Genomic DNA, 13,718 nt, shown 5'->3' with positions numbered 1-13,718 from the left:
CGAAGCGAGTTCGCGCTGCGCAGCTCAGTATTTTGCAACGACCGGCGTTGGCGTGAACGCATAGTTGAAGCCGGCACGCAGAATATGATCGTGGAAGCTGACGTCCGCCCGATTAGCGGTTCCGACAAAGTAAGTCTTACTTCCGAAATCCATGTAAAGGTATTCGAGCTTCGCCGACCAATTCCGGGTGAACTTGCGTTCGACGCCGGCGCCCACCGTCCAGCCGACTCGGGTATCTGTGCTGCTCACCCCCGCACCGATCGGAAAGCTGAACGCGCCGAGTGGAGTCGTGCCGCCGAGACCCGGCCCGAAGACCTGGATTCCAAGGGTGGTCGCTGACGAATACTTGAACTCGCCAACAGCGAGACCACCGGTCGCATACCAGAGAGTCTGCGGATCCGACAGGACGCCGACGCGTCCGCGGAATGTCGCGAACCACTGCAGGTCGTAGGACAGATTTGCGGTAAGCGTCGCAATGGAGTTGAAGTCGGTGCCGATAGGGAGACCGATGAGATTCGAACCGTAACGCGCGCTCGTCGTGGTCACCGTCCGCGACGACCGCTCGCCGGTCGCCTGAATGTCGCCCTCCAGGCCAACGACCCATTTGGGATCGACCTGCCAGTTGTAGCCCAGCTGACCGCCGGCCAGCCAACCATCGACATTTTGACCAAACGAACCGAATTGTATGGCCGGGAATGGCAGCGCGATCGGCGCCACGGTGGTGTTCGCCCGTCCCCAGCTGTACCCAGCGTTCAATCCGGCATAAAAGCCTGTCCAACTCCAGGCCGGATCGACGACGACCGGCGCCTTCACGTAGGGCTTGGACGCCAGATCAGCGGCCAGTGCGTTGCTCGCGACCAGCGACGCTGCCACAATTCCCATCACAACCCGCTTCATTGCAATTCCCTCGTGAAAAATAAAAAGTTCCACGAGGAACATACGCGCCAAGGCCCGGCCGGGGCTGTCGCGCAACGGCAACATTTGGAATCAATGAATAGGCTCCCGGATAGGACTATGGCGACACAATAAAATTAAGATACTGATCTAGTTAACTTTTTCATCGCGCGGTTTTGCCCGCTGCCTCCAACCGACACGGCCGAGCAAACCATCGATCAAGGGCCAAAACAGCAGCACGATCGCCAGTGTCGTGATCGAGCCGACCAGCCCGTTCGACCAGAACACCTTCAGGGTCCCGCCGGAGCCGATCATGGACAGGCGGAAGGCATCCTCGGCGCGGTTGCCGAGCACGAGCGCGAGCGTGAACGGCGCCAGGGGAATGCCGATCTTCTTGAAGACGTAGCCGACGATTCCGAAGCCGAGCATCAGCCAGATGTCGAACATCGCGTTCTGGATCGCATAGGCACCGATCGCGCAGGACACCACGATCATCGGCGCCACTGCCGCAAACGGCACGCGCAGGATCGAGGCGAAGATCGGCACCGTCGTCAGCACCAGCGCGAGACCGACGACGTTGCCGAGATACATCGAGGCAATCAGGCCCCAGACGAAATCCTTGTGCTCGACGAACAGCAGCGGCCCCGGATTGAGCCCCCATACCATCAGGCCGCCCAGCAGGATCGCCGCGGTGCCCGAGCCGGGAATGCCGAGCGCCAGCATCGGCAACAGCGCCGAGGTGCCGGAGGCATGCGCTGCCGTCTCGGGTGCGAACACGCCCTCGATGCGGCCCTTGCCGAAGCTCTCGGGCTCCTTGGCGAAGCGCTTGGCCAGATTGTAGCCCATGAAGGACGCCGCGATCGCGCCGCCCGGGGTGATGCCGAGCCAGCAACCGATGAAGGACGAGCGCAGCAGCGTCACCCAATATTTCGGCAGGTCCTTCCAGACGCTGAGCACGACGCGCAGCGAGATGCTCGCCGCATGTCCGCGCAGCGCAAGTCGCTCCTCCATCGTCAGCAGGATCTCGCTGATGCCGAACAGGCCGATCACCGCGACCAGGAAGTTGATGCCGCGCAAAAGCTCGGCCGAGCCGAAGGTCATGCGCAACTGGCCTGACACCGTGTCCATGCCGACGCCGGCGAGCAGGAGACCCAGCGACATCGAGATGACGGTCTTGTGCTTGGCCTCGCGGCCGAGGCCGACGAAGGAGCAGAAGGTCAATAGATACACCGCGAAGAACTCGGGCGGGCCGAACTTCAGGGCAAAGGACGAGATCATCGGCGCAAGGAAGGTGATCAGCATCACCGCGACCAGCGAGCCGATGAAGGAGGAGGTGAACGCCGCCGTCAGCGCCTCCGCCGCCCTGCCTTGCTGCGCCATCGGATAACCGTCGAACGTGGTCGCGACCGACCAGGCTTCGCCGGGAATGTTGAACAGGATCGAGGTGATTGCGCCGCCGAACAGCGCGCCCCAATAGATGCAGGACAGCATCACGATCGCCGAGGTCGGATCCATCGTGAAGGTGAGCGGCAACAGGATCGCAACGCCGTTGGGGCCGCCGAGCCCCGGCAGCACGCCGACGAAGATGCCGAGCACCAGCCCGACCATCATCAGCACGAGCGTCTTCCACGTCAGCAGGACCGCGAAGCCGTGAATCAGGAGACCAAACGCTTCCATCGCGATCCGTCCTAGCGCCCGAGGGCCGCTTCGAGCGGCCCTTTCGGCATGATGACGTCGAAGGCGATATCGAAGGTGACGAACATGATCGCTGTGAACACGAAAGCGGTGAGCAGCGACTTCCACAGCGCGATCCTGCCGACGAGGCGCATGAAACCAGAGATCAGGAGGAAACTCGCGACATAGAGGCCGAGGAACTGGGTCACCAGGCAGAACAACAGCGTCGGCACGAACACCGCCATCACGCGGCGCGCTTGCGCCCGTGTCACGAAGGTCTCGCGCGCCGCGCGGTGCGCGAGGAGCGCCACGATCAGGCCGTAGAGGCTGCCGCCGCCGAGAATGACGCAGAGGTAGAACGGGAAATAGCCGGGCTCTGGCCCCGTCGCATCCCAGGACGCACCGGTGCGCCAATTGTCGTAGCCGAGCGTGACGGCAAGGGCCAGCAGCAGGAGGCAGACGACGATCTCGATCGTGCCGGAGGACACGACGGAGGGAGAGTCCTCCTCGGGCGCGGTCGGATCGTCGACGACGATTTCAAGATCGGTTTGGGACATTAGTTGTCAGGGACGGAGTGCGTTCAATTCCCCCTCTCCCCGCTTGCGGGGAGAGGGTCGGGGTAAGGGGAGTCTCCGCGAGGCCGGTGAGAGTTGGACTCGCGGAGAGTCCCCCTCACCCGGATCGCATCTTCGATGTAATCCGACCTCTCCCCGCAAGCGGGGCGAGGTGACGAGCAGCTACTTCGCGACGAATCCGGCTTCCGTCATCAGCGACTTGTTGATGGCGTCGTCCTCCTCGAGGAACTGCACCATGTCCTTGCCGGTGAGGAAGATCGGCTTCAATGCCTGCTTCTCCATGTAGTCCTTGTACTCGGCGGTCTGCGTCACCTTGTGGAAGAGATCGACATAGAACGCCTGCTGCTCCGGCGTGACCTTGCCGGGCAGGAACATCGCGCGGAGCATCAGGTACTGGACGTCGACGCCCTCCTCCTTGCAGGTCGGGATGTCGGCCCAGGACTGCGTCTCCGTCACCTTGCTGGTGTAGGCGATGCGCTCCTTGTCGAACACGCAGAGCGGACGGACCTGGCCCGCGCGCCAGACTTCGAGATTTTCGGATGGGTTGTTGACGTTGGCTTCAGTGTGGTTGCCGACCAGCTGGGTCGCGGCCTCGCCGCCGGACTTGTACGGCAGATAGGAGAATTTCGCGCCGGTCTTCTGCTCCAGGAAAACGGTCAGCACGTGATCCTCTCGTTTGGAGCCGGTGCCACCCATCTTGAAGGGCGAGCTCGCCGCCTTCGCGGCCGCGACGAACTCCTTCACTGTCTTGGGACCTGCGCTGTTGTCCCACAGCACGAACTGGTCGAGTGCGATCACCGAGACCGGGGTCAGCTCGCGCCAGTTGAACGGGATCTTCGCCGACAGCGGCAGCATGTAGATCAGCGAATAGGCGATCAGCACCTTGTTCGGATCGCCCTCGCTGGATTTCATGTACATCAGCGCTTCCGCGCCCGAAGCGCCGCCCTTGAGCGAGACGACCATCGGCTGCTTCATCAGATTGTTCTTCTGGATCGCGGCCTGCATCATCCGCGCCATCTGGTCGGAGGCGCCACCCGCGCCCGCCGCCACCACGATCTCGACGGGCTTTGCCGGTTCCCAGCCGGCGAAGGCCGGCGTGCTCAACAACAGCGCCGTCGCAGCGCCGACGGCTTTTACTGGAATTCGCACGAGTTTCATCCCCTGATGTTTTTTTGAGTTGTAGTGCGGAAAATTCTATCCCTGCATTGTGCGGACTAATACTGACGAGTTCAAGCAGACGGGCAATTCGGCGCATATGACTTTCGACTGACGAAGCCGAAAGCTCATGAGACTTTACCTGCCCTTCCAGTTCGGCGTGCGCTTGTTGAGGAAGGCGTCCATGCCCTCGCGGAAATCCTCGCTCATATAGGCCTTCAGGATCAGGTCCTCGCCCTCTTCGCGCGACAGCGTGCGGCGGATACGGCGCACCGCTTCCTTGGTCGCTTCCAGCGTCAGCGGCGCGTGGCTGGCGACGAGCTTTGCGGTCTCGTCGGCACGGCGCTGCAACGTCTCGACGTCGGGCACGACCTCGTTGAGCAGGCCGAGCGCGAGGGCTTCCGGCGCCTCGACCAGGCGCGCCCTGAAGATCAAATCCTTGGTGCGGGCGGGACCCACCAGCGCGACGACGCGGCTGATGTTCGACATCGACAGGCAGTTGCCGAGTGTGCGCGCGATCGGAAAGCCCATCCGCGTCGTCTCGGTGCCGATGCGGAGGTCGCAGCAGGCCGCGATGCCGGCGCCGCCGCCGGTGCAGGCGCCGGCGATGGCCGCGATCACGGGCACGCGGCACTGCTCGAGCGTGCCGAGCACGCGGTCGATGCGGGCCTCGTAATCGAGCGCGTCCTGCGCGGACTTGAAGGCGCGGAACTGCGAGATGTCGGTGCCGGAGGCGAATGCCTTGTCGCCGGCGCCGGTCAGGATCAGCGCCTTGATCGAGCGATCGGCGTTGATCTCCTGGCAGATCTCCGCCATGCGGTCATACATGGCGAAGGTCATTGCGTTGCGCGCCTGCGGGCGGTTGAAGGTGATCCGCGCGATGCCGTCCTGGACGGAGTAGAGCAGGTCTTCGTTGGCAGTCGGTGCGTTCATCGCGCGCTCACTTCTTCTTGGAGTTAGTTCAAGCCACCTGGGCCTTCGCCATCGGCATCATTTCGCGCCCCTTCAGGACGTCCATGGCCGCCAACACGCCGCCGCTCCGGTGCGGGATCTTTGCAAGATCGAGGCCCATCTCGACGCCGGCGAGCGTGCCCATCAGCATCAGATCGTTGAAATGGCCGATATGACCGATGCGGAACACCTTGCCCTTGACCTTGTTCAGGCCGGTGCCGAGCGACATGTCGAAGCTTTCCAGCACCACCTTGCGGAAGGAGTCGGCGTCGTGACCATCAGGCACGCGCACGCCGGTCAGCGCCGGCGAATGCGCGGCCGGGTCGGCGCACTGCGTCTCTAGGCCCCAGACCTTGACCGCGGCACGTGTCGCCGCGCTGTGGCGCTTGTGGCGGGACCAGACGTTCTCCAGCCCCTCCTCTTCCAGCATCTTGACCGCTTCGCGCAGGCCGTAGAGCAGGTTGGTCGCCGGCGTATAAGGGAAGGTGCCGAGCTTGTTGAAGCTGATGACCTCCTGCCAGTCCCAGTAGGAGCGCATGCCGGGGTTGGCCTTCGCCACCGCGAGCGCCTTCTCCGAGACGGCGTTGAAGCCGAGCCCCGGCGGCAGCATCAGGCCCTTCTGGGAGCCTGCGACCGAGACGTCGATGCCCCAGGCATCGTGCTCGTATTCCATCGAGCCGAGGCCGGAGATGGTGTCGACCATCAGCAGCGCCGGATGTTTTGTGCGGTCGAGGATCTTGCGCACCTCCAGCGGCGGCGTCACGCAGCCGGTCGAGGTCTCGTTGTGGACGACGCAGACCGCCTTGATCGCGTGCTGCTCGTCGGCGGCAAGGCGCTTCTCGATCTCGGCGAGGTCGGCGCCATGGCGCCAGTCGCTCGGGATGAAGTCGACGTCGAGCTTGAACTTGTCGGCGATGCCGCGCCAGAGCACGGCGAACTGGCCGGTCTCGCACATCAAAACCTTGTCGCCGGGTGCGAACACGTTGACCATCGCCGCTTCCCAGGCGCCGGTGCCGGACGAGGGGAAGATGATCACGGGCTGCTTGGTGCGGAACATCCGCTGCATCGAGGCGAGGACGGCAAAACCGAGCTCGGCGAACTCCGGACCGCGATGGTCCAGCGCCGGCATGTCCATCGCCCGCAGCACCCGGTCGGGCACATTGGTCGGTCCTGGAATCTGTAAGAAATGCCTTCCAGTATGCACGGTCATCGGCGTCCTTCCCGGTCTAGCCTTGGTTTGGTGGGCGCCGAATAGCACCATTTGACCGGCTTGTCCCCTCCTCCAAGAGGGCCCGTCCGTGCATAACCGGCCGGCCTGCCCTCGGCTGCCGTCCCCCTCCATCGCGCCCACCCTTACGTGCCGACGACCTTCAGATGCGGCGATGCATTGCCCGGCAGACGCTGCTCCAACAGCTTCATCGCGACATCGACGCCGCCGGCGCGATGCGGCACGCCGGCGACCGACAGGCCCATCTCGACGCCGGTCAGCGCGCCGAGCAGCGTCAGCGCGTTGCATTCGCCGAGATGGCCGATGCGGAAGACCCTTCCGGCGACCTTCGACAGGCCCGAGCCGAGCGACATGTTGTAATTGTCGAGCACCACTTTCCGGAACTCGTCGGCGTCATACCCCGGCGGCATCAGCACCGCTGTGAGCACCGGCGAGAACTCGGCCGGCTCCTGGCAGAGGACCTCGAGGCCCCAATGGTTGACGGCAGCACGCGTCGCGGCCGCGAGCCGTTGGTGCCTGGCAAAGACGTTGTCGAGGCCCTCTTCCAGCAGCATCGCGATCGCCTCGCGCAGGCCGTAGAGCAGATTGGTCGCGGGCGTGTAGGGGAAGAAGCCTTTTGCGTTGGGCTTGAGCATCTCCTCCCAGTCGAAATAGGACCGCGGCATCCTGTTGGTCTTCGATGCGGCGCGGGCCTTGTCCGAGATTGCGTTGAAGCCGAGTCCGGGCGGCAGCATGAACCCCTTCTGCGAGCAGCTGACGCTGACGTCGACCTTCCATTCGTCGTGGCGGTAATCGACCGAGCCGAGCGAGGAGATGGTGTCGACCATCAAGAGGGCCGGATGCGAGGCACGATCGATCGCGGCGCGGATGTCGGCGATGCGGCTGGTCGCACCGGTCGAGGTCTCGTTGTGCACGACCATGACAGCCTTGATCGCGCGCGCGGTGTCATCGGTGAGCCTGGGCTCGATCACGGCGGGATCGGCGCCGCGGCGCCAGTCGCCCGGAACGAAATCGACCTCGATGCCGAAGCGCCCGGCCATCTGCCGCCACAGCGTGGCGAAATGGCCGGTCTCGACCATCAGCACCTTGTCGCCCGGCGACAGCGTGTTGACGATCGCGGCCTCCCAGGCGCCGGTCCCCGACGAGGGGAAGATCACGACGGGAGCTTTGGTCTGGAAAATCTTCTGGCTGCCTTCCAGCACGGTTCGGCCGAGCTCGGCGAATTCCGGACTGCGGTGGTCGATAACCGGCATGTCCATGGCGCGCAGGATACGCTCGGGGACCGGGCTCGGGCCCGGAATCTGGAGGAAATGGCGTCCCTGATGCATGAAAACCTCCCTCTCGGTGGGATTCTGGCCGGCCTTGTCGCTATTTTGCATTCATTTTTTGTCCTTTCAATCGAAATTTGGTATTCGATTGTGGCCGTCGACGCGACCGAATGAGCAAATTACTGTGCTGCAAATGAAATCCACGATTCCCGACACCGGGGTTCCGATTGCCCCGCCCGCCGCAAATGGCGGCGACCGCCAGGAGGCCTCGCTTCATGGCGAGATCCTGCTGCGGCTGCGCGACTACGTGGTCGAGGGCAACATTCCGGAAGGCGGACGCGTTCCCGAGCGGCAGCTCTGCGCGATGCTCGGAATCTCGCGAACGCCCCTGCGCGAAGCTTTGAAGGTGCTCGCTGCCGAGGGATTGATCGAACTTCTACCGAACCGCGGCGCGCGGGTGCGCCAGCTCAGCCAGCGCGACCTCGAGGAGCTGTTCGACGTGATGGCGGGACTGGAGAGCCTCGCCGGGCGCCTCGCCTGCGAGGCCATTACCGACGCGGAAATCACCGCGATCGAGCAGTTGCATTACGAGATGTACGGTCGCTACCTGCATCGCGACATGCACGGCTATTTCCAGGCCAACCAGCGCATCCATGAAAGCATCGTCGCGGCCGCGCGCAACGAGACGCTGAAGACGGCTTACGCCAACTTCGCCGGCCGGATCCGCCGCGTCCGCTACTCCGCCAATTTCGCCCGCAAGCGGCAGCGCTGGGCGGAGGCGATGCGCGAGCACGAGGCCATCCTCGATGCGCTGCGCCGCCGCGCCGCAAGCGAGCTCAGCGACATCCTGTTCCAGCACCTGCGCAACAAGCGGACGGCCGCGATCGAGCACCTCAGCGAGCCCCAAGAGGACGCAGCAGCCTCGTCCTGAGGGCGGCCGGCTTGCTCATTTTGAATTCATAATATAATCGAACGCGAAACATAGTGAATAACTCAGCAAGGCTGGACCACCTCGCTGGATCGGTCCGGGATCAGGGATGACAAACGCCTCTTCGCTCGAACGGCGGTTGCGCGCGGAAATAACCGGCGACGTCCTGTTCGACGGTTTTAGCCGCGGTCGCTACGCCACCGACGCCTCGTTCTATCAGATCGTGCCGGCCGGCGTGGTCGTGCCCAAGAGCATGAACGAGGCCTTGCTGTCGCTCGCCATCGCCCGCGACGAGGGGCTGAAGGTCACCCCGCGCGGCGGCGGCACCTCGCAATGCGGCCAGACCGTCAATGACGGGCTCGTGGTCGATCTCTCAAAACACCTGAACCGGATCCTGTCGCTCGACGTCGAGGGCCGGACGTGCGTGGTCGAGCCCGGCATCGTGCTGGACGACCTCAACCGCCAGCTCAGGAAGCACGGCCTGTGGTTTCCGGTCGACGTCTCCACGGCCTCGCGCGCCACCATCGGCGGCATGGCCGGCAACAATTCCTGCGGCGGCCGTAGCTTGCGCTACGGCACCATGCGGGACAACACGCTGTCGATGGAGGCATCGCTCGCCGACGGCACGCTGAGCCGCTTCGGCGAGGTCTCCTGCGATCTCTCCGATGTTGAGGCCGGCGACAGCACCCGCGCCCTCTTCCGCGACATGCTCGATCTCGGCACGCGCGAGGCCGACGAGATCGCCGCGCGCTTTCCAAAAGTGCAGCGCCGCGTCGGCGGCTACAATCTCGATGCGCTGGTGCCGCGCAATGCGCCGAACAACATGGCGTATCTCCTGGTCGGCTCGGAAGGCACGCTCGCCTTCACCACCAAGGTCGAGCTGAAGCTGTGGCCAGTGATCCGCAACAAGGCGCTCGGCGTCTGCCATTTCGGCAGCTTCTATGAGGCGATGGACGCGGCCCAGCATCTGGTCAAGCTCAAGCCGATTGCCGTCGAGCTGGTCGACCGCACCATGATCGCGCTCGGCCGCGATATCGCGATGTTTCGCCCGATCATCTCGACCTCGATCAAGGGCGATCCAGACGCCGTGCTGGTGGTCGAGTTCGCCGAGGAAGACCAGGCCGACAATCTGGCGCGGCTCAAGCAGCTCGGCCAGCTGATGGGCGATCTCGGCTTCGGCTGGAACAACGACAAGCGCAAATGGGGCGGCGTGGTCGAGATCACTGAGCCGGCGCTTCAGAGCGGCATCGCCGATTTCCGCGCCGCCGGCCTCAACGTCATGATGTCGATGAAACAGGAGGGCAAGCCTGTCTCCTTCGTCGAGGACTGCGCCGTGCCGCTGCCGCACCTCGCCGACTACACCGCGCGGCTCAACGAGGTGTTTGCCAAGCACGGCACCAGCGGCACCATGTATGCGCATGCATCCGAAGGCTGCCTGCACGTGCGGCCCGTGCTGAACCTCAAGCTGGAGAAGGACGTGAAGGCGATGCGCGCCATCGCCGAAGAGGCGTTTGCGCTGGTGCGCGAGTACAAGGGCTCGCATTCCGGCGAGCATGGCGATGGCCTGGTGCGCTCCGAATTCCACGAAACCATGTTCGGTGAACGCCTCGTCGCCGACTTCAAGCAAGTGAAGCAGCGCTTCGATCCCGACGGCGTTCTCAATCCCGGCAAGATCGTCGATGCGCCCAGGATGGACGACCGCTCGCTGTTCCGTTACCGGCCCGGCTATCGCGTCACCGGGCTGAAGACCAGGCTCGACTGGTCTGCTTATCCCGGCGCCGGCGGCGGCTTCCAGGGCGCAGTCGAGATGTGCAACAACAACGGCGCCTGCCGCAAGCTCGAAGGCGGCGTGATGTGCCCGTCCTACCGCGCGACGCGCAATGAGAAGGATGTCACGCGAGGCCGTGCCAACACGCTGCGGCTCGCGATCTCTGGCCAGCTCGGCCCTGACGCGCTCGCCTCCGACGAGATGATGGAGACGCTGAAGCTCTGCGTCTCCTGCAAGGCATGCCGCCACGAGTGCCCGACCGGCGTCGACATGGCCAAGATGAAGATCGAAGTGCTGGCTGCGCGCGCAGAGTCCCATGGCCTCACGTTGCGCGACCGCCTGGTCGGCTACCTCCCGCGCTACGCAGGTCTTGCCTCGCGCTTCGCGCCGCTGGCGAATTTGCGCAACCGCAGCCCGCTATTGCGAAAGCTGTTCGAGCGCTTTGCCGGCATCAGCGCGCGCCGTGCCCTGCCCGCCTTCCGCAACGATGTCTTCGTGGCGCCGGCTGACAGCGTGGGACCGGAGAGTGGCCGCGAGGTCGTTCTCTTCGCTGACACTTTCAACCGCATCTATGAGCGCGAAAATCTCGACGCAGCGCTGCGCGTGCTCGCAGCCGGTGGCTATCGCGTCCATCTGCTGAAGCCTGAGAGCGGCCGCCGCCCGCTCTGCTGCGGTCGCACGTTCCTGTCAGCCGGCCTCGTCGACGAAGCCAAGGCCGAGCTCGATCGTCTCGTGGCTACCTTCGCGCCCTTCGCCGCGCGCGGCGTGCCGATCATAGGTCTCGAGCCGAGCTGCCTCTTGACGCTGCGCGACGAGCTCGCCTCGCTGCGCAAGGACAACGATGCCAAGGCGGTCGGTGCCCACGCGCTGACCTTCGAGGAATTTCTGGTGCGCGAGGCCGAGGCCGGCCGGCTGCAATTGCCGCTCGCTACCGTCGCCGACAAAGCCATTGTGCACGGCCATTGCCATCAAAAATCCTTCGGCGCGTTCAAGCCGGTCGAGCAGGTGCTGCGCCTCGTCCCTGGCCTCAAGGTCGAGACCATCGAATCGAGCTGCTGCGGCATGGCCGGCGCCTTCGGCTATGGCGCCGACACCTACGATGCCTCAATCGAGATGGCCGAGCTGTCGCTGCTGCCCGCCGTGCGGCGCGCGGACCAGACGACACTGGTCGTTGCCGATGGCACCTCCTGCCGGCACCAGATCCACGACGGCACCGAACGCGAGGCCCTTCACGTCGCGCGCGTGCTGGCGATGAGTCTCGATCGCGCCGAAACCAATTCTCCAGCTGCAAAGGAAACCAGCCATGGCTGACCTCACGCTCGACAATGCTCGCAAGATCCTCGACGCCGCCTTCGCGAAGGCCGGCGAGCTCAAGCTGAAGCCGCTGGTCGTCACCATTCTGGACACGCGCGGCGTGCTCAAGCTCGCCGCCGCGCAGGACGGCACCAGCCTGATGCGCGCCGAGATCGCGCACGGCAAGGCCTATGGCGCACTTGCGATGGGCATGGGCTCGCGCGCTCTCTTCCAGCGCGCGCAGGAGCAGGCCTTTTTCATCGATGCCGTGAACACCATGGCCAAGGGCGCACTGGTGCCGGTACCCGGCGGCGTGCTGATCATGGACGGCACGACGCTGCTCGGCGCCGTCGGCGTCTCCGGTGACACCTCCGACAATGACGAGGCCTGCGCGGTCGCGGGCATCCAGGCCGCAGGGTTGAAGGCGAATGTGGGCTAAGATTCGTCCGCCGAATGGCTAAGGAAGTCAGTAGGTCAGTGCGGATGCTGTTCACTGTCCTAGTGTAAACGATAAGCACCAGCAGCAGCTGATTGAGTGGCTCCGGCGAAGGAGAGCTGCCGAACAGGCTTTGCCCCCCTGGCGCGGCCGCCAAACTATCGTCGACACGAACCACATAGGCGGCAACTTGGCGGATCTGTCGTCCGTTCGATTCCCAAGCTCCGCTACATCGCGAAACCCACTATTTCGGATGCTTTCGGGCCACCTCGAGTCGCGACGCTCGTGGAAAGTCATGATGGTCTCGCCGGTTCGTTGAACTGCATCCCTTCGCAATTACCAAGGCGCGCCGACGCGCATCAAAGAGTTCATCGCTGACTATTATCGCGATAACCCGATCAAAGCATATGGTGACATCAGCCCCCATGATGGTCCTTCGCGCGCCAATCGGGCAAGACACCAGCACACGGCTGGTTGATACGGTCTCTGAGTGGCTTTGATGAAAGCCGATCGGATCGGTAGCAAAATCGGGCCCGCCGGATCATACTTGGCGGGCCATCTCTTTGTGTGCAGGTTAGCGCTGATGGCCCAAGCCAACTCCAAGGCTACGCGCCTTTTGCCTCAATGAGCCCTCGGATCGTTTCATCAGCTTAGAAAGCTTGGCCACTGGAGTGCGAGCTTTGGAATGTTCCTTGAGTAGCTTGACGTCGTCCTTCGTATACTCTTTGCGCTTGCTCTTCGTCTTCTTTGCCACTTCATGCTCCTTCGACGTGGTCACGGGCGGTTAGAGTGATCATGCGTATGCGTCAAGAGTGGCTTATGTCGTGGATTAGGTCGCCAATCGTTCAGACGCGGCGGCAGGGGTATTACCAAGCTTGGCGCCGCACGTTGTAGCGGCTTGCCTCCGGCTCGCCCGCGGAGCCTATGTGCCGTGGGCACCAAAGTCGCGAGAAGAAATCTGGGGCGATCAAGATCATGGGCGCCGCAATTCGGGCCAAGCAGGCTGGCGAAGATGCTGACAAAGCGGTCCGTGAGGCCGACCGCAGAACTGGAGCCCTCCATGTCCCCTTCGTCAGCCGGCACCAAATTTGAGTCCGTTCGAGAATGCCGGCGTCAACGCGGTACAAGGGACTTGGGCTCTGAAGAAGCTGGCCCGCCACCGTAACCGGCGGGCCGCGGTCGCCCCCTCAGCGGGTTAGCCCCGCGACATACGGTTCTGGTAGCCTCATCTTTCGCGCGACGGCTTGCAACGCGGTGCCATATTCAAGATTGCCGCTCGAATCTTGCGGCGGGATCGGAAGGTTGAAACAAAGAGCGAGCTCGGCCGTCCCGTCGGCCAGCCGCGCCAGCACCGGCTCAGGCCGGTACGCCGCGACGAACCTCGGCTCGCATCCTAAGCCAGATCGATCTGATTGACGAGCGTATCTAAGCGCAGCGACCCAGTTGCCGGTTGCGCCTCCTGTGCGATCGGCTTTTCCATGCCCGCGACGTACAGGGCCTCTCGCACTCGCGATCCCGAAGGGATTGATAATTTGCGAGCACGCGGAG

General features: G+C 63.9%; 10 protein-coding genes. 3 read left to right on the top strand and 7 right to left on the bottom strand.

Annotated features, from left to right (window positions below):
* Positions 1-24 precede the first annotated feature (24 nt).
* From ACR9YP_RS17910 to ACR9YP_RS17880, 7 genes are all read right to left on the bottom strand, one after another.
* Entirely contained in the window at positions 25-981 is a 957-nt protein-coding gene (locus tag ACR9YP_RS17910) for an outer membrane protein (RefSeq protein WP_474220609.1), read from the bottom strand.
* Positions 982-1,044: 63 nt separating this feature from the next.
* Positions 1,045-2,571: a tripartite tricarboxylate transporter permease gene (locus ACR9YP_RS17905; protein ID WP_474220608.1), complete on the bottom strand. Its 1,527-nt coding sequence runs from the start codon at positions 2,569-2,571 to the stop codon at positions 1,045-1,047.
* An 11-nt stretch (positions 2,572-2,582) separates the two neighbouring features.
* A complete protein-coding gene (locus ACR9YP_RS17900; protein ID WP_474220607.1) occupies positions 2,583-3,125 on the bottom strand; it encodes a tripartite tricarboxylate transporter TctB family protein in 543 nt (180 codons plus the stop codon).
* Between the two features lie 180 nt (positions 3,126-3,305).
* Complete coding sequence (locus tag ACR9YP_RS17895) at positions 3,306-4,301, bottom strand: Bug family tripartite tricarboxylate transporter substrate binding protein (protein ID WP_438106845.1); 996 nt, start codon at positions 4,299-4,301, stop codon at positions 3,306-3,308.
* Between the two features lie 135 nt (positions 4,302-4,436).
* Complete coding sequence (locus ACR9YP_RS17890; RefSeq protein WP_128945008.1) at positions 4,437-5,231, bottom strand: enoyl-CoA hydratase/isomerase family protein; 795 nt, start codon at positions 5,229-5,231, stop codon at positions 4,437-4,439.
* Between the two features lie 28 nt (positions 5,232-5,259).
* A complete protein-coding gene (locus ACR9YP_RS17885; RefSeq protein ID WP_474220606.1) occupies positions 5,260-6,459 on the bottom strand; it encodes a pyridoxal-phosphate-dependent aminotransferase family protein in 1,200 nt (399 codons plus the stop codon).
* Positions 6,460-6,602: 143 nt separating this feature from the next.
* Entirely contained in the window at positions 6,603-7,805 is a 1,203-nt protein-coding gene (locus tag ACR9YP_RS17880; protein WP_474220605.1) for a pyridoxal-phosphate-dependent aminotransferase family protein, read from the bottom strand.
* A 133-nt stretch (positions 7,806-7,938) separates the two neighbouring features.
* On the opposite strand from ACR9YP_RS17880, the gene ACR9YP_RS17875 reads away from it, so the two are divergent.
* The 3 genes from ACR9YP_RS17875 (at position 7,939) to ACR9YP_RS17865 (ending at position 12,173) form a co-directional block, all read left to right on the top strand.
* Entirely contained in the window at positions 7,939-8,676 is a 738-nt protein-coding gene (locus tag ACR9YP_RS17875; protein WP_474220604.1) for a GntR family transcriptional regulator, read from the top strand.
* 106 nt (positions 8,677-8,782) lie between these two features.
* Positions 8,783-11,752 carry an FAD-binding and (Fe-S)-binding domain-containing protein gene (locus ACR9YP_RS17870; protein ID WP_474220603.1) on the top strand — a complete coding sequence of 990 codons (2,970 nt, stop codon included), beginning with the start codon at positions 8,783-8,785 and terminating at the stop codon, positions 11,750-11,752.
* Complete coding sequence (locus ACR9YP_RS17865; protein ID WP_474220602.1) at positions 11,745-12,173, top strand: GlcG/HbpS family heme-binding protein; 429 nt, start codon at positions 11,745-11,747, stop codon at positions 12,171-12,173. Before ACR9YP_RS17870 ends, ACR9YP_RS17865 begins: the two co-directional genes overlap by 8 nt.
* Positions 12,174-13,718: the final 1,545 nt, after the last annotated feature.

It is taken from the genome of Bradyrhizobium sp. BR14999 (genome assembly GCF_056106085.1).
The sequence above is the reverse complement of the archived record's forward strand: the minus strand, read 5'-3'. Positions and strand labels throughout refer to the sequence as shown.

Bases quoted from the DNA above. Each gene is read 5' to 3' on its own strand.
- ACR9YP_RS17910 (WP_474220609.1), bottom strand. From the start codon at position 981: ATGTTGCCGTTGCGCGACAGCCCCGGCCGGGCCTTGGCGCGTATGTTC.
- ACR9YP_RS17905 (WP_474220608.1), bottom strand. From the start codon at position 2,571: ATGGAAGCGTTTGGTCTCCTGATTCACGGCTTCGCGGTCCTGCTGACG.
- ACR9YP_RS17900 (WP_474220607.1), bottom strand. From the start codon at position 3,125: ATGTCCCAAACCGATCTTGAAATCGTCGTCGACGATCCGACCGCGCCC.
- ACR9YP_RS17895 (WP_438106845.1), bottom strand. From the start codon at position 4,301: ATGAAACTCGTGCGAATTCCAGTAAAAGCCGTCGGCGCTGCGACGGCG.
- ACR9YP_RS17890 (WP_128945008.1), bottom strand. From the start codon at position 5,231: ATGAACGCACCGACTGCCAACGAAGACCTGCTCTACTCCGTCCAGGAC.
- ACR9YP_RS17885 (WP_474220606.1), bottom strand. From the start codon at position 6,459: ATGACCGTGCATACTGGAAGGCATTTCTTACAGATTCCAGGACCGACC.
- ACR9YP_RS17880 (WP_474220605.1), bottom strand. From the start codon at position 7,805: ATGCATCAGGGACGCCATTTCCTCCAGATTCCGGGCCCGAGCCCGGTC.
- ACR9YP_RS17875 (WP_474220604.1), top strand. From the start codon at position 7,939: ATGAAATCCACGATTCCCGACACCGGGGTTCCGATTGCCCCGCCCGCC.
- ACR9YP_RS17870 (WP_474220603.1), top strand. From the start codon at position 8,783: ATGACAAACGCCTCTTCGCTCGAACGGCGGTTGCGCGCGGAAATAACC.
- ACR9YP_RS17865 (WP_474220602.1), top strand. From the start codon at position 11,745: ATGGCTGACCTCACGCTCGACAATGCTCGCAAGATCCTCGACGCCGCC.